The following is a 20,685-nucleotide window of genomic DNA, read 5'->3' on the forward strand; positions in this document are numbered from 1 at the left end:
AATGACTTACATGAAAGCGGCGACGGCGAGCATTGACTTAAACGCGCTCGAACATAACCTGAACCAGATAAAGTCGAAGGCTCCTCAGTGCAAGGTCATGTCTGTTGTGAAAGCCAATGGCTACGGACACGGCTTACTGCATATAGCCAAGCATTCAAAAAGCTCTGATGCTTTTGGTGTGGCGCGTATTGAAGAAGCGTTACAACTTCGTGCTGGTGGCATTGTTAAACCTATTTTGTTGCTGGAAGGATTTTACTCTTCGGGCGATTTGCCAATCTTGGTGACCAATAACATTCAAACGGTGGTGCATTGTGAAGAGCAATTAAGCGCGCTAGAGAATGCGGATTTGGAAACACCCGTTGTGGTATGGCTAAAAGTCGACAGTGGTATGCACCGATTAGGTGTTCGCCCTGAGCAATACCAAAACTTTGTTGAGCGTTTGCATCAATGTGCGAATGTTGCCAAACCTCTACGTTACATGAGCCACTTCGGTTGTGCTGATGAACTGGATAGAGCAACCACCGTTGAACAGACAGAGCTTTTCTTGTCGCTTACTGAAGGTTGTGAAGGGGAGCGTTCACTTGCTGCCTCTGCGGGTTTACTCGCTTGGCCAGACAGCCACCTTGATTGGGTTCGTCCGGGAATCATCTCTTATGGTGTTTCTCCGTTTGTTGATAAATCAGCGCAAGAGCTGGGCTTTTTGCCGGTGATGACTCTGACTTCACACTTAATTGCGGTTCGTGATGTGAAGGCTGGTGAAAGTGTGGGTTATGGTGGTAACTGGACCAGTGAGCGTGATACCAAGGTTGGTGTTATCGCAATTGGTTACGGCGATGGTTATCCTCGTACTGCACCTAACGGTACTCCAGTGTTCGTTAACGGTCGAAAAGTACCGATCGCAGGACGTGTGTCAATGGACATGCTAACGGTTGATCTAGGCCCTGATGCGGCAGATAAAGTCGGCGATGAAGCGACTCTGTGGGGTAAAGATTTACCTTCAGAAGAAGTGGCTGAACATATCGGCACTATCGCTTACGAGTTAGTCACTAAGCTGACTTCGCGTGTTGCGATGGAATATGTGAAGTAATCATGGATCTTGATAAGTAAATTATGTTCAAGCGAACGACTCGAAGCTGGCTAATGTCTGCAATGACATTACTCGGTGTCAGCTTTTCTTCTTCCGCTGTGAGTGAAGAAAAAGATTCAGCCTTTGTTCCTTTCTACTTCAGCACCGAAACCATGGGTAACACCTTTGGGGTTGCGGGTGTCGCAAAGGGTGTTTGGCAACCTCAAGCCGCTCTGTTTGGTATGGCACTCTATTCAGACAAAGACAGTTACGTCGGTTTTCTATCGGCTTTTAACTATGCCTTGTCTGAGAACGTATTGTTTAGCACTCAGATGTATCAAGCGCGCTTCAACGACAACCCGTATTACATTGGTTCTCAAGGCGATAATGATTCATCTATCGATGACAAAACCATTGCTGATGGCTTAGAGCAAAACTATCAGTTTGAGTTTAAGTATTTGCTACCTTGGGGCAACGTTGCAGAACACGGTTTACTCGGTGCTTTTCAGCCAATCAAAGATGTGAGCTTTGCTTCGCCAATCGAATCGGGTGTCAGTTCGATTCTATTTACGCCTTTTTATACTGCTCGCGAGTTGGAAGGTTTAAATAATACCGAGGAGGCAACAGGCTTTAGTTTGGCGTTTGATTGGGATAACCGTGATAGCACACGCAACCCGACCAGAGGTTCTCACACTAACCTTGAGTTCACCACTGGCGCAGAGAGTTGGTCTAACGATGACTTGTGGCTTAAGTGGACCTTCCAAAATAGCCAGTACTTTGCTTTAGGTCCTTTAGGGGACTTATTCGATCAACAAGTTTTAGCATTTGATTTCTATACCGCTGACACGCCAACGTGGGATAACTGCTCTGGGCAAGATTGTGCTCGCCCACCAGAAACGGAGCAAGCTCGATTGGGTGGCTTGTATCGTTTACGAGGTTATACCGGAGGTCGTTATCACGGTCGCTCTGCAGTTCATTATTCTGCTGAGTACCGAGTACTTCCTGACTGGCAACCACTTGGCGATATCCCACTGATAAACTACTACGATTTGCCTTGGTGGCAATGGGTAGCGTTTGCTGAATTAGGGCGCGTTGCCGATGAGTACGACATCAAAACACTGCACTCGGACATGAAATGGAGCTTAGGTGGCGCGGTGCGTTTCCAAGTGGAAGGTATTGTTGTACGTGCTGAGTTGGCGCGAGGTGGTGACGAAGGGGCCTTTAGGGTTATGATAAACCAGCCCTTCTAAACCTTTCGGCCTACAGTAGGCCAAATACTATTTTTATAAGAGTGGTCGTGGAAACACACCACTCTTTTTTATTAACAAGATATTGTTTTTATTAAGGAGATCTTGTTTTCAAGCAGTCTACTCACCTTGCATCGTAGCAATCACAGTTCGGCTTCCACCACAATCTCGGTGCTCTCCTAAGTAAATACCCTGCCATGTTCCTAAAGCTAAACGACCATTGCTAATTGGTATTGTCACACTGGTGCCAAGTGTCGATGCTTTAATGTGGGCAGGCATGTCATCATCACCTTCATAGGTGTGTCTGTAGTAGGGCGCTCGCTCTGGGACAAACTTATTAAAGTGCGACTCCATATCGGTACGGACGGTAGGATCAGCGTTCTCGTTTAGCGTGAGGCTGGCAGAGGTATGTTGGATAAAAAGATGTAATAAACCAACAGATAGAGAATTGATATCGTGTATCTGTTGTTCAATTTCATCAGTAATGAGATGAAATCCACGCTTTCTTGCATTTAGGTGTATAGTCTTCTGAATCCACATACGCCATCCTTTATAATGTGTTTGGAAAAAAAGTGGTTTAACGCTATCTTTTGAACTTGAATTTATCAGCTATCGCTCACATTTAATTATGTTAGAGCCTGAGTCAGCATCGATCTCTCTATCAGGAAATCGAATCCTGATTTATCTCAAGGTGGCGCTCTTCATATACGGCATAATACGTCGTGAAAAAAAATTACAAAGAATCTTTCAGTGGTGACGCGGTTTGGTCATCACAGAAAAATATAAACTTTCGCCTAATCGGGGGTTCTATTCATCACCCAGGTGACGTTTAGAATAAAACCTACAGTAACATCGGGATAGATACCATGTTGAAAAATATCAACCCAACGCAAACACAAGCGTGGAAAGCTCTAACGGCACATTTTGAGTCTGCTCAAGATATGGATATGAAAGAGCTGTTTGCTCAAGATGCAAAGCGTTTCGAGAGCTTTTCTACTCGTTTCGGTTCTGACATCTTAGTGGATTACTCTAAGAACCTTATCGATGCTGAAACTATGCAGCACCTATTTGCTCTTGCGAACGAGACTGAAGTTAAGTCTGCAATCGAAGCAATGTTCGGTGGTGATGCAATCAACAAGACTGAAGGTCGTTCAGTACTTCACACTGCTCTACGTAACCGTAGCGACAAGCCAGTAATGGTTGACGGCAAAGACGTAATGCCAGCAGTTAACGCTGTACTAGCAAAAATGGAACTGTTCACACACCGCATCGTTTCTGGTGAGTGGAAAGGTTACACAGGTAAAGAGATCACTGATGTTGTAAACATCGGTATCGGCGGTTCGGATCTTGGTCCATACATGGTGACTGAAGCACTAACGCCATACAAAACTCGCCTAAACATGCACTTCGTTTCTAACGTAGATGGCACTCACATCGTTGAGACACTTAAGCCTCTTAACCCAGAAACAACGCTATTCTTAGTGGCATCTAAAACATTCACGACTCAAGAAACAATGACTAACGCGCACTCTGCACGTGATTGGTTTTTGGCTGAAGCGGGTGACAACGCACACGTAGCTAAACACTTCGCAGCACTATCAACTAACGCAACTGCGGTAGCTGAGTTTGGTATTGATACTGACAACATGTTCGAATTCTGGGACTGGGTTGGTGGTCGTTACTCACTATGGTCTGCAATCGGTCTTTCTATCTCACTATCTGTTGGCTTCGATAACTTCGTTGAGCTACTAGAAGGTGCTCACGAGATGGATAACCACTTTGCTTCAACTGAGTTTGAAAGCAACATTCCAGTAATCCTTGCGCTTATCGGTATTTGGTATAACAACTTCCACGGCGCTGAGTCAGAAGCAATTCTACCTTACGACCAGTACATGCACCGTTTTGCAGCTTACTTCCAGCAAGGCAACATGGAATCAAACGGTAAGTTTGTAGACCGTGAAGGCAACCCGGTAGAGTACCAAACAGGTCCTATCATCTGGGGCGAACCTGGTACAAACGGTCAGCATGCTTTCTACCAACTGATTCACCAAGGCACTAAGCTGATCCCATCAGACTTCATTGCTCCTGCTATCAGCCACAACCCAGCATCTGATCACCACCAGAAGCTAATGTCTAACTTCTTTGCTCAAACTGAAGCACTAGCATTCGGTAAGACAAAAGAGACAGTGGAAGCTGAATTCCTAGCGGCTGGCAAAACAGCTGAAGAAGTGGCTGAGCTTGTACCTTTCAAAGTATTTGAAGGTAACCGTCCAACGAACTCTATTCTTGTTAAGCAAATCAACCCTCGCTCTTTAGGTAACCTAATCGCGATGTACGAGCACAAGATCTTCGTTCAAGGCGTTATCTGGAACATCTTCAGCTTCGACCAATGGGGTGTAGAACTTGGTAAGCAACTAGCAAACCAAATTCTTCCAGAGCTTGCTGACGATGCTCAAGTAACGTCTCACGACAGCTCAACTAACGGTCTAATCAACGCATTTAAAGCGCTTAAAGCTTAATTGAGTTGATAGCACCAAAAAAACGCCAACCTTCGGGTTGGCGCTTTTGTATCTGTATAGCAAGCATTGGTTAAATCGCAGGTAATAAAAAAGGCTGGCATGATGCCAACCTTCTTTGATTTGATACTCAGTACTGCTAGAAATAAACAGCTGTTATTCGAAACAGATCTCGATGAAAGCATTACCCCATTGAGATGAGAAAGGCATGATGATGATTGCCCCATCACACTTGTGACGAATCGTATGACCTTTACCGGAAACCACGATTGGTGTTGCCATATCGAAGTCAAAACCGCTTTCCGCAAGAATACGTTTCGCACCGCCAGTCACCATGTTAGTGATTTCACCCACCATATCGGTCACTTCTTCGTTGAGGCCGTTTGGTCGTTCACCAAGCATGTTTTCCATGATTTCGAGAGCGAGACCTTCATCAAAGGTGATCGACATAGAGCCACGAGATTGTGTACCCACCATACCAATTAGGCCGGATACATCACCACGAGCGATTTCATCTTTCTTAACTCTCGGTTTTTGTGGCTTCAATTCTAGAGAAGCCATCGTTTTTAATACGTTCATCAAAGAAGCTAAAAACGGGTTTACAAATTCAGCGCGCATAATGTTCTTCTATAATCTTATTCTTTCATCTCGGAGGAGCAAGATTGGCAAATGCCATGCGATTCAATGACATGATTCGTCAATTGAAAGCCATGCTTCTCAGCGTTACTGGCGAGTAGGGTGACAAGCGCATCGTTCTGCAGTTCTATCACAGTGCCACATTTATCGCAGATCAGTAGTTGGGAGAAATGTTTGTTGGCATTGCAAGAGCAGCAGCATATGAAGCTATTGGTTGACTCAACTCTGTGAATGAAACCTTGCTCCAACAAGAAATCCAAAGCGCGATATACTGTAGGTGGCTTGGCTTGCGGTTCACTGACTTTCAACTGCTCTAATAATTCATAAGCACTGGAGGCTTTTTTATTAGAGAGGATGAGCTCAAACACTCGCTTTCTTTGAGGTGTTAATCTAACGCCTCGCGATGCGCATATCCCTTCAACTTGCTCTATTAATGTGTGGTCCAAATTTTTCACCATTCAATCGGACATCCCTAATCAAACCTTATTTCTAGGTTACTACGTTTTGGGAGCCAATGATTTCTATTAAAGTCAGGTACAGAGCGTATTGTGACCCACGACTTTGAATAAGACAAGGTAACTCAAAATGACAGTGTGACTCAAGGCATAACTGATTAATGAGGTTGAATTAGAGATCTGGTGAATAGGTTTATAAAAAAGTATGAGGTAAAGTTGATATGACATCTTCATTTGAGTTCAATTTAGCTCAATTAATTTTTCTTACAATAATGTGCTGTTTTAAATCACATTTCTTATCGCATATTGTTCCTTATTCGCTAAAATCGATGCCTAATATAGACTAGAAGAAGACTATTGACCCCTCCTGTCAACATGAGCTTGTCATGGTGTATTGTAGTTTTAGTCTTTAATTTCAAATGCTTGGAGTTAAGCTGTGGAGCAAGTAAACAAAGAATCATTTCTGAAACTGTTGTCCATCTATAATCAAAGAGAAAAACGTTATCAACAACGTTTGGATGACTTTAAGGCCATGAGGGATAAGCTTGAAGAAGTGGAAGAACCAAGAGTTAAAAAAAATGAGCTATACATCAAACTGGCTATAGCCGCAGCTATTATTTTAGTCATCGCCTTTATCTTTATTTAAGTCGTCAAATTGGAAGGGAATAAAATGAAAAAGCATTTTGACGCTTTGGCTAAAGCTTCATTAGAAAGTAGTCATCTTAACCTTGGTGAATGGTATGAAAGCTATGGTTTAGCACTGCACTTATTCAAGTCTGATAGCAAAATTTACACAAAGGCGATGAAAAAGCGAGACGGTCATAAAAAGCACATTGCAAAATATATTGAACCTAAGTTACTCACCACGGAAGGAGTAACTGAGGAGTTTAAAAAAATAATGCGTTGGAAGACCTTTGTTGAACGATGGGACGCATATTACGAACCTATTGCAAAGCCTCAAGATCGCGTGCATCACTTGTCTGCAGTATTGGAGGCTTTGTCCGGTGAAGATGTTCCACGAGCTTTAATCGAAATCGATAATTTGCCGGTTGACTACTTGATCAACGATACTTTTTGGGGCGAGGTCATTCTCTTTATCGTTGCCGCAAGATCAGGAGATCAAGAGCAGGCCCGATCAATAACGCAAGAACTGTACAACATGGCGCAGAGCGATCACAACACAGCGTTACTTAGCCATTTGTTACCAGCTTTATGTAAGAAATATTTAGATGAAGAGTATTATCCATGGCAAATGAAGGCTCGTGTAGTGAACTGGAATGGAGAAACTTATCATTGTGTTCCGGTATTAATACACAACTTTGATGCTTTTGGTGGTCAAGAGTACATAAACCATACTCCTGTCAGACAACGTGCTCGCGTTGAAAGAAAACATAGCGTGGATTACGTGTATTCTACAGACCGTTATGGAAACCGAGGTCAAAGCATCGCGAGTGCGACTGCTAATGTTGGAATCGCCGTAGCGAGTGCGACAGGTAAAGTTATCGGCCATACTTTGCTTTTGGGCGCCGCAGGGGCGATATATCTAGCGTTAGCCGGTAAGATTCGAGTAAATCACTACAATAATTCCAATCATAAGATAGTCTTAAATCGTAAGACCGAGATGCCTGTCAATTCGTGTGGTTATATCGTGACTAAACAGAACAGTACTATTGAACCATGGCAGGATGAAGAGGGGAGCGAAAGCATAGACAATAGCTTTTCGTTTTTGAACTTCACAGATGGTTTGGCTTATCCATGTCGAAAGGGGTATGACATCCCAGATGAACAAGGGCTTATTCAATTATTATTTGATGAAATAATGTAATCATGATTTGTATTTATGAGTTTTTGAGCCTTTGCTTTCAATCAAATTAAACCATTAAACACGTCCACTCCAACAACATATCAACAATCGAAATCAATGGTTGGAGTCATCATATATTAGCACTTTGCGGTCTCCGTGCTTGGAGGCCGACTTTGTCGTGCTCAGCGTGTGAAACCCAGTTATGTCACATATAAGCTACCAACGGATAAGGATCTCATGTTTTCACCACCTTCACGTGTAACCACGCTTTCAAGAGGGCTGCTTGTCACTACTATTGCTCTTATTCAGGGATGTTCATCTACAGATAAAGTAACACCACCACAACCAACCTTGGAGGGAGGGCTTGGATTACCTGCAGATGCAAAACTAATCTCGAATCATAACTCAGCAGAGGGGCGAGAAATGTTTCGTGATATGCAGTTGGCGTTAAAATCGCGCAATCTTTATCAAACCATGGGAGGGGATATCTCTTACATCAAAGGACAGTGCCCTATTGATGTTATCGCCCACCGTGGCAGCTCTAATTATGCTGAAAACTCTCGTAATGCGATTCAAATGGCGGCGGTAAGTGGTTTTGATGGAGCAGAAATTGATGTGATGCTGACGCGTGATAAAGATTGGGTTGTACATCACGACATAGAAACAGGAAGAGCAACCGCTCGTAGTGATGGTAAGCGATATCGCGTGAGTCGTATGAAGAGTAGTGAGTGGAACTCTCTGAGTGGAAGGAGCCCTGACGGAACATTAGATGGGTATCGTCCCGCTTATTTCAATGAAGCCGTGAATGATTGGTACCATTACGCAACGATTGAACAACCCCTTAATATTGAAATAAAAACATCAGATGGCTCCATGGAAGATTTGTTTAAACTCGACGAAATGGCCAGACAAAGTCTCCCCTATAGAAACTATTTTTATTCATCAATGGATATGGACGTTCTGAAAAAAATGCGGGAAATCAATTCAAGTGTTTATCTTGGGTATGTGTGGGAAGCGCATTCAACGTCGGTTGCTAAATTTAAAAAAGATGCAAAGCGAGGCATGGGTTCTGATGATTATTATCAGAAAAATAAAAAGAATATCGATCGCGCCTTTGCTATGGAGGGGCGTTATCGTAAGCATAAGCCCAAACATTCCGCTAAAACGGTAAAACGAATACTTGGCCCCAATAGTGGATTACATGTTGATATAAGAAGTTACCGACAATATGCGACAATTTACAGCCGTGCGAAAGCGCAAGGTATGAAGGTGGTGACTTATACGATTAACGGAACGGATTACCACCAAGATCAATTGGTCTCGTTAGCTAAGGCAGGTCGACCTCTACCAGATGAGGCGATCATGGATACCAGTAAGTTCTCTATTTGTCAGCAGCTTGCTCCACAGCTTGTCGTTCAATCAAATGGCTACCAACCCACAACGTTAGCAGGCGAAACCGTTGCTGGCCTACCCAATGACGCTGATTTTCACCGACTCTATGAACAAATAGATTACCTCAAAGATGGCCATTACATCACTAACCGAGGTCTCATTAGGAGTGTGTCATATTCCAAGCCTGCTAGCGTGAAAGGTGTGAAAAAAAGAACGCAAACAACGCAGAGCGCGAAGCCAGCAGTGCTGTTTGATATTCAAGATGAAGATTTAAATTTAAGTAACGATGCGATCAGCATTTCGATGCCGACAGAAAAATGATGTTTGATGAGAACAGGGATAGACAAATTATGGAAGCGTTAAGATGAAACCAGTTCCTAGCCAGGACGTAATAACCACAAATAATAAGAAGCCGAAATGGTTGGCTGTTTTGTTGTTTTTTTGTTCACTTCTTTATCTTTTTCCTGAAGTCGCTTTCAACGCCAAGTTGGTTGAAATTGCGGGTGGAATCGATGTTAGTGATGCTCAATTACATAAAACGGAGCTATTTGGCCGAACCATCTCAGGGATCGGGGTGACTTTAATTGTTGCGGATTTTCTACTTAAAGGATGGCTGACCACGACGAAGTTTCGCGCTATTTCATCGTTGGTCGTGATTACAGCTTTGGTTTGGCCAACGGTTTTTTTTGGTCAAAAGGCGGTAATAGATAAATGGTTGATTGAACCGAGTAGTGCAAAGCAGAGACAGGAGGCTTTCTTTTCCTCTGTACTGCGATCTAGTTTAGCGATGAATGCGATTAATATCGAAGGGATCCCTTATAACTCAGAGGCGAGTACCGAGTCGTCAGAAATGACTTTTCTCGCTTTGATCGGTGGGTTGGTTTACAGCAATGATGCATTCTTAAGTCATATTGATGATAAGAAAGTTCAAATTTTGGATCGTTATATTCAAAATCGAGCAAACGCCAATTTCGATGAGCACTATGCGAACTATAAAGTATTACGGAGTGAAGTTCAGCAATCGTGGCATCAATATCAAAAACATGTTGGGGCGTATAATCAGACGGTAGAGTCTCGCCATCAAAAGGCCAATCAAGCGTGGGAAGAGGTCGAGTCGACCGTCGCGACGGGGTATCGTGATTATCAACAGGCGAGTAAGGCCTATTTAACGAGAGCAGAGGCGAGAGCACAAAGAGTTGCACAACCTATTTTTGACCTATTTGATGATAAAGAACGCTGTTATAAACGCAAAGGAAGCTCAAGAGCCAATTGTATCAGCCGCATTGAAGATCGCTATGAACGCTTATTAAAAGATAACTCGATTCCCCACCAACCGATGGATTATTGGTTAGAGAAAACCTTTCGACGAACGAAAGGTGAAACATCTTGGGGGGAAGCATTCGGTTCTCTAGGCTTATCAGTTATCCAAGCCGGTATTGAGCAGGCGACAGGGCAAGCTGGAGAAGCCATTCAAGATAAAACGTATACCAATAGTGTCGCTCATTACACACCACGAATACTGGCAGTGTGGCAAAAACAGTTCTTAAAAGAGACCGGTTATCCTATGGGAATCGACTCTATGTCGGAGTTTCGCTCCCACTCTACAACAGCAAGTAAGGTTCGTACTCAAGTTCATCGAAAGGGGATCCATTTAGACTCCAATTGGCAAATAAACCAAATTAGCGTGTTTAAAAATGCAGTCAGAAACAAAGTTATGAAGGACACCAAAGCTCGTTGGCATGCCGAGGCAAAGCAGCGGGGTTACGACATTGAACCGAACTTATCTTGGAATGATTTTCAAAAAGTAGCCGAAGTTCAGCAACAAATAAAGAATCGTATGGGCGAACGTTATTACGTCGAGCCCATGATGGCGACGTGGAATAATAAGCAATTTTACCAACAGGTTATTGTTCCAAATGTGAGGCGTGAGAGAGATTATTGGCTAGGTTATATTGAGGCGTCACGCGCTCAGTTTGCTGATGATGGCCCTTATGCTGAACAAGGCAAAGCGGCATTGCGTTCTATCATTGTGCCGCCAATATCAATGGGACTATCGCTATTTCTCGTTGTCCTAACGGTGTTTAAGCTGCCAGGAAAATTTATCGTGTTGATGAATTACCATAAACCACGGCCAGCACCGAACTTGAAGAGCAAGGCTCTGAATATAGGCAGCTCGTTTATCGTCATATTCGTTATTCTTGTTGTGCCTGTGAATGTATTTTCATCCAAGTACACTCAAACGGACTCAACGATTGGCTTTTTCTTAGAGCAAGTCAGTGACACACTATCTCCGTCGGCTTCTTATGCCGTTCGTTGGGTGATACATACTCAACCGTTGATTCATCCACTTGGCGCTCAAATAGACAAAAGTATGCGTATTACTGATGGGTTTTCTACCTCTTTGGAGCATTCGGTAGCGGAGTTGGATGGTGTTTTTGCTCGTTATTTAACTCAGCGTGCTGAGAGCGAACCGGTGAGTTCAGCTAAAAACAATAATGAAGCCCAAACGGAGTTTCCTATGTACATCAATTCAAATGCACAGAACCAACCGGGTTTTAAGGTTCGAATAATGAATATTAAGCCTAGGTACCAAGCCGGTATGCGATTGCCAGAGGGTAATTATGATGTTGAGGTCCGTGCCAATGGATACCAACCAAAGCGTTTATGGGTAAAGCACAGTAAAGGAAAAGCCTCTCACCGAATCGAACTTGAAAAGTTGGTTATTTAAGTCCGCGTCATAGAAAGTGAACAGAAGAAAATGATCTGCTCCTTCCACTAAAAAGGGTTTAGCGTTACTTGGCGCGGGAGCTGCTTTGGTAGCTGGTCACCCTGAACTTATCACCGCGAGCGTATCGGCAGACGGTGTTCAATTCGGTGGCATTATTGGCGCAAGTGCTCCAATAGTATTTGGCCTATGGGAAACCCTACGCAATGAGTTCAAGTAAATGGCAGAGTATCAAGCCATTATAATTGCAGTGATTACCGGAGGAATATCGAGTATTGCAACGATAGCCGCTGTGAAAGTTGATATGAGCTGGGTGAAAATGTCACAGAAAGAACAAAAGCAGGAGATCAACGAGTTAGAGAAAAGAACAAGAACGGTAGAAATCAAGCTTCAAGGGCTAAAAGATAAGTCTTGAATATGCAACAAAGTAAAAAACTTATAGCAATTATGATATATTGCTATAAGTTTATGGTTTATTAGAAGAAGATTTTACTTGGATACCCTTTTAGCTGAAGCACCTAGACATAAAAAAGTTCTATGGGGTGTAGCTCGATATTCATGGATAGGTGCGGCCTTGAGTGCTATGGGTTTTGCATATATTGCAGTTCCAGCAGAGCTTCAGGCGAGTGTTAGAGGTTTTGTTCCTGTTGAGTTGAGAATATTTATGCTCGATTTGTTAGGTGCGAAAGAGTGGTTATTGGTACTCCTCTCTCTTACTGTTTTCTTCGCTATTTGGGGAACCGTAGCTCCATACGCAAGTCTGAGTGTATTGAAGAACAAATTTACAAAACTTGGCGAACAACATAGAGATCTTCGTGAAGAACATGATTCGTTGCAATCAAAGTACGATGAAAGGCTGTTAGATTGTTATCAAATATTTAGTGATTACATTTACATAATTTTCAAGTATTTAAAGCTAACGAGCAATGAACGTATTAGTATATATAGAGTGGAGTTAGGGCACTTTAGGTGTATTGGACGATATTCTTTGAATGAGAGTTTTAAATCCAAGCCTGAACGAATGTATTCGAAGTCCTATGGTTACTTGGCTAAAGCATGGGAACAAGGTGGTGTTACTGATGCTACTTCACCTTGTCCTAAAACGAGTCTAGCGGATTATATAAAGTACCACGCTAGTAAGTTCGGAGTTCCAGAAGACGTCATTCGAAACAGCAATATGAAAAGTAGGTCGTTCTGTGCGATTCGTATTCTAGATACAAAACGAGATGCGTTGGCAGTTATTGTGTTTGAATCTACCAATAGTAATGGATTACCTTTTAGTAAGATTAATCGATGCATAAATGATGATGAGAGACGTAAGCTTTCATTTTTAATGGAAGGGCTTAGTAGTCATATGGTCTCAATTGAGATCGCTCACAAGGAGGGTTTCTAATGATTAATAAATTTATTATTTTAGTTAAATACTTTCTACAAAACTATCCAAATAAAGATGAATTATCGGCTTCCAGATTAACAAAAATGGTCTACTTGTCAGATTGGCGAAATGCGCTTGTGAATAACAAGCAGCTAACTGAAACTAAATGGTTTTTTGATCATTACGGTCCTTATGTCGATACCTTGAAGGAATCGTGTAACGCCAATTCAGGAATTACGTCTTATACTTCTCGCAACATGTATGGAAAGAAGAAAACTTGTTTCACATTAAACGATGATAGTTCTGACTACATGGCGCATTTATCAATATCAGAAAAGGAAATTTTGGACTTTGTTATTGAGAAAACAAAGACTAAAAATTACGATGAATTTATCAAATTAGTGTATTCAACGTATCCTGTAGCTAATAGTGAGAAATACTGCTCGCTAAATCTGACTTTGATGGCGAATGAGTACAAAGATATGCTGGATTCTCCGACAAAATATCACCATTAACTTTTAAGCTCAAAATTACAATGTTGTGATTTTGAGCTCAGAGTATGTTTGGTGTTTAACTTATTTTTCATGCAGTTTGTGTGGGAAAAGCTGGGTGTAAACTTGCCATAGAATGTTCAAGTTTCTATGCCCTGTTACTTGGGCTACTTCTTCAATCGAGTAGCCTTTTTCAAATAACCGACTTGCCCCCTCTCTTCGCAAGTCGTGATACCTCAAGTCTTCAATACCCAATTCGTTCCTGACTCGCTGAAAGCCTGCGCTAACACTACGTGAGTTGTACGGGAAAATGAGCTCGCCTTTGTTTGGTTGTTTTAGTGCGATCTCAAATGACTCACCAAGCAACGGCACAATCATGTGATTGCCTTCTTTCTTCCTTGGGTCTTTTCTGTCTCTGACGAGTATTGTTTTATGCTCTCGGTTAAGGTCTTCCCAGCGCAGCTTACAGACTTCACCAATTCGCATACAAGTAAGAATACTGAACTCAAGAATATCGGTGAATGGGATTCGAGTTGTGCCGTTTGGCCTGAAAGACTCACGTTGTTCTAATCCAAGCTTTAAGAGTTTCAGTTCTTCAGAAGTTGGGCGACGTGTTCGTTTCTGACTCTTACCGACTAACCCCATATCAATCAGAACGGGTACGGCTTCATCAAATATCTGGTGATTGGTGTCGATGTTGAAGACAGGCTTAGACTTTTTCATTACAGAACGTAGGTAAGCAATATCATGATAAATCGTTGCGGGTTTGGCTCCTGCGCCTCTTCTGTTTTTACAGTGCTCGATTGGACTGATTAAGCAGCCTTAGCAAGGGCTGAGCTAGTTTGAGGGGTACTATAGGAGTACTAGTTAGAAGTTTTGCTTCTCCAGAAAAGACAAAACCCCCGCCTAAGCGAGGGTCTTTACAGCAGCACCACGCGGGCTTGTTATCGCCTGATAAGTGGGCTGGCTACATTTCAAAAATGTAGTCTTAGCGCTCCGTTTTGGCGTAAACCAAAGAAGCTTTGACAAGATGATCATATGTTGCAGACTGGGAAAAAGCAAATACATTTATACGATATACGTACAATTTTTAGTAATTAGGAGTAATTACAGTAGATTAGAGGTGATCGCTTAAATTGCCCAAATGTAAGCCATGCAGAACGCAGGAGTAGACCTTCTTCATGCTTTCTCTACCTAATCTATTTTTGAAGTAGACTCGCTTCCCATTATCCACTCCAAGAGATACATAGTTAAAACGTTCGAAGCTAAGTGTATAAATCATGTCAGCCTTAACCCAAGTTGTCCCTCTGCTAAAAAACTTATTTCTAGGCAATTGGTTGTCTTCTAACTGCATATGGTAGTTTTGTGGTTTCTCAGGAGCGACAGTGCTCAATGCAACGACGGTTACCAGTTGATGACCGTCAGGCTTAGTGCCTACAACCAAAACGGGGCGATTCTTTACCATTTCAGGCTGCTTTAAGCCGTAAAAATCACACATAAGTATTTGCCCTACTTTAGGGGAAAATTTAATAGCCAACTCTAATAACCTCTATATTATCTGACCTGACCAAACCACCTCACCAATGATTTGAAAGTCTTTGTGCTCTAAATCTTTTTTGCTGATCTCCCACGTTTTATAAATTGGGTTATCGCTTACTACCTCGATTCCTTCAGGTAAGAATTGCAGACGCTTAACCAACAAGGCGCCTTCAAACCGAAATACATAGATCCCATCTGACGCAAAATCATCAATTTTATTGACCATAACCAAGCTTTGGTTTTTGAGCGTTGGCGCCATGCTGTCACCACGAACAGACAAGAGGAATACATTTTCTGGTTTGTAACCGAGATCTTTACGCAGGTATTTTTCGCTGAAGAGGAGAGCGGTGGAGGGATCTTCGTTTTCGACAAGTGAACCTGAACCCGCACTGGCTTCGACTTCATAGAGTTTGACTGAGACATACCCTCTGCTGGTAGGAGCAAGGCTACCGTGCAAGGAGATTTCTTCAGCTTTCGTGATTATGTGTTTCGGTATTTTTCCACGAGCACGCCAGTTCTGAATGGTAGACGACGAAACTCCTAAGCTTTCTGCCAAATCGATATTCCGAATCGTGCCGGTCATCTTTTTTAATTCTAATAATTTATCATCAATTATGTCCATGCTCCCTCCCTTTGGAGTCAATAAAGTGCTTATATAATTACAATTGAGCGTTTAAATTGCTTTTTGAGCTCATTATATGCTCATTCGTGAGTGAGCAAGATTAGAGCTACTTAATTGCTCTAGATCGTCTTGAATAAACCAGAGTATCACAGGTGACCAGATGAATATGTACTTCGCATTGCTGGCTCGTTTCGAGAGTCCGACAGTTGAATTAAAGGCCGTAAGTCAGGAGTTTTTTGGGATTTTGCCGAAAACCGCAGAGCAGAAAGCTAAGGCGTATGACTTTCCTGTTCCTACTTTCAAACTACGCGACTCTGAACGGAGTCCAACGCTGATCAGGGTGGAAGATCTAGCTATGTATATCGAGAAACGATATGAGCTAGCAAAAACCGATTGGCAATCAGTGAATGGATGAGGAGGAATTATGGAAACCCCTATGCATTCTATCAACATCGATTTTACTCATTCCAGTGAAGCTAAGTTGTTACATCGATTAATTGAAAGCCAGTTGAGCCCATCTATTGGGTCCGAGGAGGATAGTTATCTCTCTGTTGTTTTAGGCCAATTTGAAGAAGCAATTGAATTACTTGAAAGTCTGGAGGTGTAGATATGCAAACACCAACAGAGATTCGATTCGATGAGCTGAAATTGATGATTAAGCGCTATCAATATCGTCATGCAAAGTCGCCTCGTCAACGCGAGTTGATTGAGCAACAAGCTAAATTGATAAGTAAGCGAGTATCGAGCTATGCAAGACACAAATCTTAATGTAGAGGAGCAGCTCAAAGAGCAGGCCAGCCGTGATGAAGCGACTCGTTTTTCTCTAGAGACGTCAATTGGTCATCATTTTTTTAAGCTGCTCCCCCGTGTTGTTCAGGAGGATATTGAACATCAACTTATCAAGCGTAAAAAGCGTAAGAATCCTGATAGAAAAAATCTCGAACTCTTTACTGTTGATGTGTTCAGTCATGCCCTAAAACTTTCACCCATTATTGAAGATAAGTTTCCCTTTGCAGATGCTCGTAAAGAGGCTAAACCCAAACCAGTCGTGTGCTCAGAGTTGCGACCGTACATTCAACTTGATCACTTTACGCTGACCAATGACGAAGCGTTGGAACGTTTGGCGTTAAACCTGACCGAAGTGTTCCACTATGACATCCGCCAAGTAGAGCTAAAGGAAAGCTACTTGTCTGCTTTAGATATGGCTTATCAAGCGATTGAAACCCAGATGAAGGAAATCCACCTTGAGCCTCCGAAGTTATATATTACCGAACAGATGCCGATTGAGGATTGTGAGCGTGAATACGAAAGTGCAATTCGTCGTTGTTTGGATGTTCGATATTTAGTGCGCAAGCTCATTTATCTACGGAATCAATATATTGAGTTCGCTCAAATAGCACTTGAGCGGGTTGGGGGCGAAAAAGCGCAAAGAAGTTACGTATCGAGTCGTTCATTTGAAATGTGGCGCCGCAAGCAGATAGAAGCCGAAAATTATGTTCAGTCGATGGTTGTCGTCAGTGAAGAGACCGACACCGTTTTTGATTTGAGTGAAGTGGTGAAACGAACGACGGCGAATCATGAAAATCGTCGTATTGAGCTGGTGGTACGTTCTAGAGGTGACGAAGAAAGAGCGATCGATTTAGGTTATGAAGGGGTGTTTATTACTTGGACTTTACCGGGAAAGTATCACCGAAGCTCAAAGCATTGGATTGGGTGTACACCGAAAGAAGCCCATATAAATTTGATGGCTCAGTGGAAAAGAGCGAGAGCTCTCTTCAAAAAACATCAAGTTGATTGGTTTGGTCTTCGGGTGGCGGAACCACATAAAGATGGGACTCCTCACGCGCATTTGTTTTTGTATTGTCCTAAACAGCAGCTTGAGCAACTAGTGGATATATGCCGTCAGATCGCTATAGAGGAAGATAATGAAGAGCTTAAAACAAAGGAACTTCAGGAAAAACGTTTCTTGGCTAAGCAATGTGATCCATCGAAAGGGACGGCAACGGGCTACATCATTAAATACATTTCCAAAAACATTAATGGTGCTCATATGCCAGAGAAAGAAGCGGATGAAAATGCTTTATCGGCTCGTGCATGGGCATCAATTCATAGAATTAAGCAATTTTCTCAATCGGGCTCTCCTGCAGTGGGGCTTTGGCGTCAACTCCGAAGAGCTAAACCATTAGATACCGCATTCGATGAAGAACTTGATTCACTTCGTGCTCACGCTGATAACTCTAGATGGAAGGGGTTTTGTGAATTAGGTAACAAAGCCAAATTAGCCTATGAAGAGCAGTTTAATAAGTACGGTGAGAAGACCAAACGTGTGGTTGGTTTTCGTTGGTTCGGAAAACTTATTGAGACATGCAGCGAGCACTTTCGATTGGTTAAAAAATCGGACCTGAAGCAAGTGCAAGAAGCGCGGAGCGCTTTACCTTGGAGCACTGAAAATAAGTGTAACCCACCGCCGAAAATGGAGATATCCCCGCTCGAAAAAGCGTTGATGGACGTGACGGGTTGGAGCGTAAAAGGGGTTCAATGCTTACTCAAACCGCTGTCGATGGGGGCGAAAATCCCCATTGATAAGCACACCACTCTCAGCCTGATAAATGGAAGGTTGGGAGTGACTTAACCCACGCCAACGATGTGAATCAGGGGCCTTTTATCCAATACCAACGTCGAGAGACAGAGGAAGACAATGAAAAGACTATCGCTTGAGGAGTGTCAACGAGATTTAGCCGCCCTCGATGCGGCTGATAAGCTGACCGCCAGCCTAAAAGTGGAAATTGACCGTTTTAAAGAAATGGACACCGGCGCACTCATGAAAAAAGCCATGGGAATGTTGGTGAGTGGCAACCTTTCACTGGAGGCGTTAGGCCTTCCCGTTAACTTGTTTGAGCAGCTTGAACACCTCGAAAAGCTCAATGGGGTGGCTCGCCTGAAATACCGCTCAGTCGTGGAGGCTCAAAAGCAGCAGCTTGATGAGATTGAAAGTGCAGAGGTGGAGCATGGCTGAACATAAAAACCCAATCCGTGGGTATATATCTTGTCCAGTTTGTCAGTCGGTCGCCAGCGCCCATCAAGTGGGGGAAGGGAAGCTCATCGCTACAGGGGAACCGCCCAAAAACAGCCGCAACATTGGATTGATGTATTACCGTTGCCCGAAGTGCGGTAACAGCTCACATAGCCATGAAGTGACTAAGTTCATTAAAGCGAATCTTGTCGCTGACTCAACCGAACTTCAGCCGACGGTCACCGAGAAACCGTTGGTGGTTGATCCGGTTTTGATAACCGAACCTAACCGAACAGAGGTAACCGAACTAGCCGAGGGGTTAACCGAACCGGAAGAAACACAGGAAACCAGTAAAGACGCGGTTTCCAACCGAGAGGTAACCGAAACCGCCGACGATGAAGAAGCTGAAAACACCCAAAGCACGTTTTCCTTTAAACGAGTCATAACAGCGTTGGTGTCGGTTATCTTCCTCCTCTGGGCATTTTCTCAACTGCTACCTAAACCGAAAGCCACAACCGAACCAACGCAAGGGGGTGAGCATGGAGCAAACGAATGAGGTCTTGTTGGATGAGCCTACGGCGTTGGATGATTGGGGAGATTTTGGGGCGGTCATTGAGCAGCTTGAACAGCAAGAGCAAGGTGAGACCGATTCGGTTAGTCTAACCGATTCAACCGAAGCGGTAACCGAAGATAAAACCGAAGCCATGGCGGGGTTACTGAATATTGTGTTCGCCTTGACCGAACAAGCCACGTCCATTATTTCAGGGGTTGAGTTTGAATTTGACGGTAAAGGTAAACAAGCCGTCATTGATGCCGCGCAACCGGTCTTTGCCAAACATGGTTCAACCTTGATGGGAGTGTTTGGGGACTACATCGAAGAGGCCACGTTACTGCTGGCTGTTTTGGGCTTGATCTACATGTCTAAACAACAAATGGCCGTCTTGATACAAGCTAAGGAGGTCGAGGGTGAACAAACCAAAACCCCTAGCCCTACCGAATCCCGTTAACGCTAACCCATCCTTTGATGCCGAACACACCCTCTATGTAGCGGGAACGGGAGGAGGAAAAACCTCAGCCGTTAAGTATTTAGGGTTAATCCCTAAAACCGCACAAGCGGTCTTTTTTGACCCCTACGCCAATTACGCGGGGAGTAAGTTTCAAGGGCAAATGTGCCACGGCACGAAGTCACGTCTAGCGTTTGTGAAATCGCTGGTGATGGCGCGTCATCGTGGCGGCTCGTTTAAGTTGGCGTACGTACCAGCCAATGGGGCAACCTATGAAGAGTTGGAATTTTTCGCGTCAGTGGTGTGGTCGGTCGGTAACGGCCGAGCAAGCCGGCTCTATACGGTGATTGAAGAGTTAGCCTCCTGCGTAGAAACCTCTGGCAAACTTCGAGGTCGTGCGGGTGAGCTGTTGCGTGGCGGGCGTCAGTATGGCCTTGTGGTGCACTCCATATTTCAACGAGGTCAAGAGGTACCGAAAACCGTGACCGAGCAATCCAGTGTTTGGTGGGTGGGCGCAGTTAATTCTCTGAGTGATGCTCAATGGATCGCGGATAAACGCGGGTTGGATGTGAATACTATTGCGACGTTGAAATCCGCTAAGGTCAACAAGCAACGTATCGGGAAACCGATCGCGGAATACCTCTTGATCCGTGATGGTATTGGTAATATTGAGCATAAGGCGTTGAACTGTCAGTCAGGCTCAACACTCAATTTGAACTACCGGTAACCGCCCTTTTTAACCTATAGGTTACCCATCTAACCTATAGGTAACGCTTCCTTTCTTTTTCAACCTTTTTCCT

24 protein-coding genes and 1 pseudogene are annotated in these 20,685 nt (G+C 43.4%); 19 read left to right on the forward strand and 6 right to left on the reverse strand.

Features of this window, described 5'->3' with window-relative positions:
- The first annotated feature begins 1 nt into the window (after position 1).
- On the forward strand, positions 2 to 1,087 hold the full coding sequence (alr, locus tag BCU07_RS22175) for an alanine racemase (RefSeq protein ID WP_017065624.1): 1,086 nt from the start codon (positions 2 to 4) through the stop codon (positions 1,085 to 1,087).
- Positions 1,088 to 1,110: 23 nt separating this feature from the next.
- Positions 1,111 to 2,316, forward strand: a complete 1,206-nt coding sequence (locus BCU07_RS22180) for a BamA/TamA family outer membrane protein (protein ID WP_017059937.1) — start codon at positions 1,111 to 1,113, stop codon at positions 2,314 to 2,316.
- A gap of 117 nt (positions 2,317 to 2,433) precedes the next feature.
- On the opposite strand, the gene BCU07_RS22185 is transcribed toward BCU07_RS22180, so the two are convergent.
- On the reverse strand, positions 2,434 to 2,853 hold the full coding sequence (locus tag BCU07_RS22185) for a secondary thiamine-phosphate synthase enzyme YjbQ (RefSeq protein ID WP_017059938.1): 420 nt from the start codon (positions 2,851 to 2,853) through the stop codon (positions 2,434 to 2,436).
- A gap of 326 nt (positions 2,854 to 3,179) precedes the next feature.
- On the opposite strand from BCU07_RS22185, the gene pgi reads away from it, so the two are divergent.
- The gene (gene pgi, locus BCU07_RS22190; protein WP_017065622.1) at positions 3,180 to 4,832 is read left to right on the forward strand and encodes a glucose-6-phosphate isomerase; all 1,653 of its coding nucleotides are present in this window, start codon (positions 3,180 to 3,182) and stop codon (positions 4,830 to 4,832) included.
- 153 nt (positions 4,833 to 4,985) lie between these two features.
- On the opposite strand, the gene BCU07_RS22195 is transcribed toward pgi, so the two are convergent.
- The gene (locus BCU07_RS22195; protein ID WP_017059940.1) at positions 4,986 to 5,447 is read right to left on the reverse strand and encodes a chemotaxis protein CheX; all 462 of its coding nucleotides are present in this window, start codon (positions 5,445 to 5,447) and stop codon (positions 4,986 to 4,988) included.
- 17 nt (positions 5,448 to 5,464) lie between these two features.
- Entirely contained in the window at positions 5,465 to 5,923 is a 459-nt protein-coding gene (gene zur / locus BCU07_RS22200) for a zinc uptake transcriptional repressor Zur (protein WP_102428655.1), read from the reverse strand.
- A gap of 433 nt (positions 5,924 to 6,356) precedes the next feature.
- Here zur and BCU07_RS22205 point away from each other — a divergent pair, with 433 nt between their 5' ends.
- The 8 genes from BCU07_RS22205 to BCU07_RS22240 all read left to right on the forward strand — a co-directional run bounded on the left by BCU07_RS22205 (position 6,357) and on the right by BCU07_RS22240 (position 13,731).
- The gene (locus BCU07_RS22205) at positions 6,357 to 6,566 is read left to right on the forward strand and encodes a hypothetical protein (RefSeq protein ID WP_017059942.1); all 210 of its coding nucleotides are present in this window, start codon (positions 6,357 to 6,359) and stop codon (positions 6,564 to 6,566) included.
- 24 nt (positions 6,567 to 6,590) lie between these two features.
- On the forward strand, positions 6,591 to 7,745 hold the full coding sequence (locus tag BCU07_RS22210; RefSeq protein WP_102428656.1) for a hypothetical protein: 1,155 nt from the start codon (positions 6,591 to 6,593) through the stop codon (positions 7,743 to 7,745).
- A 216-nt stretch (positions 7,746 to 7,961) separates the two neighbouring features.
- Entirely contained in the window at positions 7,962 to 9,437 is a 1,476-nt protein-coding gene (locus tag BCU07_RS22215) for a glycerophosphodiester phosphodiesterase (RefSeq protein WP_102428657.1), read from the forward strand.
- Between the two features lie 43 nt (positions 9,438 to 9,480).
- Positions 9,481 to 11,844 carry a hypothetical protein gene (locus BCU07_RS22220; RefSeq protein ID WP_017059945.1) on the forward strand — a complete coding sequence of 788 codons (2,364 nt, stop codon included), beginning with the start codon at positions 9,481 to 9,483 and terminating at the stop codon, positions 11,842 to 11,844.
- Between the two features lie 85 nt (positions 11,845 to 11,929).
- Positions 11,930 to 12,061, forward strand: a complete 132-nt coding sequence (locus BCU07_RS22225; RefSeq protein WP_017059946.1) for a hypothetical protein — start codon at positions 11,930 to 11,932, stop codon at positions 12,059 to 12,061.
- Positions 12,062 to 12,256, forward strand: coding sequence for a hypothetical protein (locus BCU07_RS22230; RefSeq protein WP_102428658.1), 195 nt, complete (start codon positions 12,062 to 12,064; stop codon positions 12,254 to 12,256).
- A gap of 78 nt (positions 12,257 to 12,334) precedes the next feature.
- The gene (locus BCU07_RS22235) at positions 12,335 to 13,234 is read left to right on the forward strand and encodes a hypothetical protein (protein ID WP_102428659.1); all 900 of its coding nucleotides are present in this window, start codon (positions 12,335 to 12,337) and stop codon (positions 13,232 to 13,234) included.
- Positions 13,234 to 13,731, forward strand: a complete 498-nt coding sequence (locus BCU07_RS22240) for a Panacea domain-containing protein (RefSeq protein ID WP_102428660.1) — start codon at positions 13,234 to 13,236, stop codon at positions 13,729 to 13,731. The genes BCU07_RS22235 and BCU07_RS22240 overlap by 1 nt, the downstream gene beginning before the upstream one ends.
- Positions 13,732 to 13,791: 60 nt before the next feature.
- Here BCU07_RS22240 and BCU07_RS22245 read toward each other — a convergent pair.
- The 3 genes and pseudogenes from BCU07_RS22245 to BCU07_RS22255 all read right to left on the reverse strand — a co-directional run.
- Positions 13,792 to 14,511 (reverse strand): annotated as a pseudogene (locus BCU07_RS22245) (site-specific integrase); the annotation flags it as partial.
- Between the two features lie 313 nt (positions 14,512 to 14,824).
- Entirely contained in the window at positions 14,825 to 15,244 is a 420-nt protein-coding gene (locus BCU07_RS22250; RefSeq protein ID WP_102533707.1) for a type II toxin-antitoxin system PemK/MazF family toxin, read from the reverse strand.
- Between the two features lie 12 nt (positions 15,245 to 15,256).
- Positions 15,257 to 15,868, reverse strand: a complete 612-nt coding sequence (locus BCU07_RS22255; protein ID WP_102428662.1) for a S24 family peptidase — start codon at positions 15,866 to 15,868, stop codon at positions 15,257 to 15,259.
- Positions 15,869 to 16,028: 160 nt separating this feature from the next.
- Here BCU07_RS22255 and BCU07_RS22260 point away from each other — a divergent pair, with 160 nt between their 5' ends.
- From BCU07_RS22260 to BCU07_RS22295, 8 genes are all read left to right on the forward strand, one after another.
- The gene (locus BCU07_RS22260) at positions 16,029 to 16,283 is read left to right on the forward strand and encodes a pyocin activator PrtN family protein (protein WP_102428663.1); all 255 of its coding nucleotides are present in this window, start codon (positions 16,029 to 16,031) and stop codon (positions 16,281 to 16,283) included.
- Between the two features lie 9 nt (positions 16,284 to 16,292).
- Positions 16,293 to 16,475, forward strand: coding sequence for a hypothetical protein (locus BCU07_RS22265; protein WP_029224279.1), 183 nt, complete (start codon positions 16,293 to 16,295; stop codon positions 16,473 to 16,475).
- Positions 16,476 to 16,477: 2 nt separating this feature from the next.
- Positions 16,478 to 16,636, forward strand: coding sequence for a hypothetical protein (locus BCU07_RS22270; protein WP_017081571.1), 159 nt, complete (start codon positions 16,478 to 16,480; stop codon positions 16,634 to 16,636).
- Complete coding sequence (locus tag BCU07_RS22275) at positions 16,617 to 18,500, forward strand: replication endonuclease (RefSeq protein ID WP_102428664.1); 1,884 nt, start codon at positions 16,617 to 16,619, stop codon at positions 18,498 to 18,500. Before BCU07_RS22270 ends, BCU07_RS22275 begins: the two co-directional genes overlap by 20 nt.
- A 66-nt stretch (positions 18,501 to 18,566) precedes the next feature.
- Positions 18,567 to 18,884: a hypothetical protein gene (locus BCU07_RS22280; protein ID WP_102428665.1), complete on the forward strand. Its 318-nt coding sequence runs from the start codon at positions 18,567 to 18,569 to the stop codon at positions 18,882 to 18,884.
- A complete protein-coding gene (locus BCU07_RS22285) occupies positions 18,862 to 19,437 on the forward strand; it encodes a hypothetical protein (RefSeq protein WP_372123335.1) in 576 nt (191 codons plus the stop codon). The genes BCU07_RS22280 and BCU07_RS22285 overlap by 23 nt, the downstream gene beginning before the upstream one ends.
- The gene (locus BCU07_RS22290; protein ID WP_102428667.1) at positions 19,421 to 19,888 is read left to right on the forward strand and encodes a hypothetical protein; all 468 of its coding nucleotides are present in this window, start codon (positions 19,421 to 19,423) and stop codon (positions 19,886 to 19,888) included. The genes BCU07_RS22285 and BCU07_RS22290 overlap by 17 nt, the downstream gene beginning before the upstream one ends.
- Positions 19,848 to 20,612, forward strand: a complete 765-nt coding sequence (locus BCU07_RS22295; RefSeq protein ID WP_102428668.1) for a hypothetical protein — start codon at positions 19,848 to 19,850, stop codon at positions 20,610 to 20,612. The genes BCU07_RS22290 and BCU07_RS22295 overlap by 41 nt, the downstream gene beginning before the upstream one ends.
- The last annotated feature ends 73 nt before the right edge of the window (positions 20,613 to 20,685 follow it).

The organism is Vibrio sp. 10N.261.54.E10 (genome assembly GCF_002877735.2).
Classification (GTDB): Bacteria; Pseudomonadota; Gammaproteobacteria; order Enterobacterales; family Vibrionaceae; genus Vibrio; species Vibrio crassostreae_C.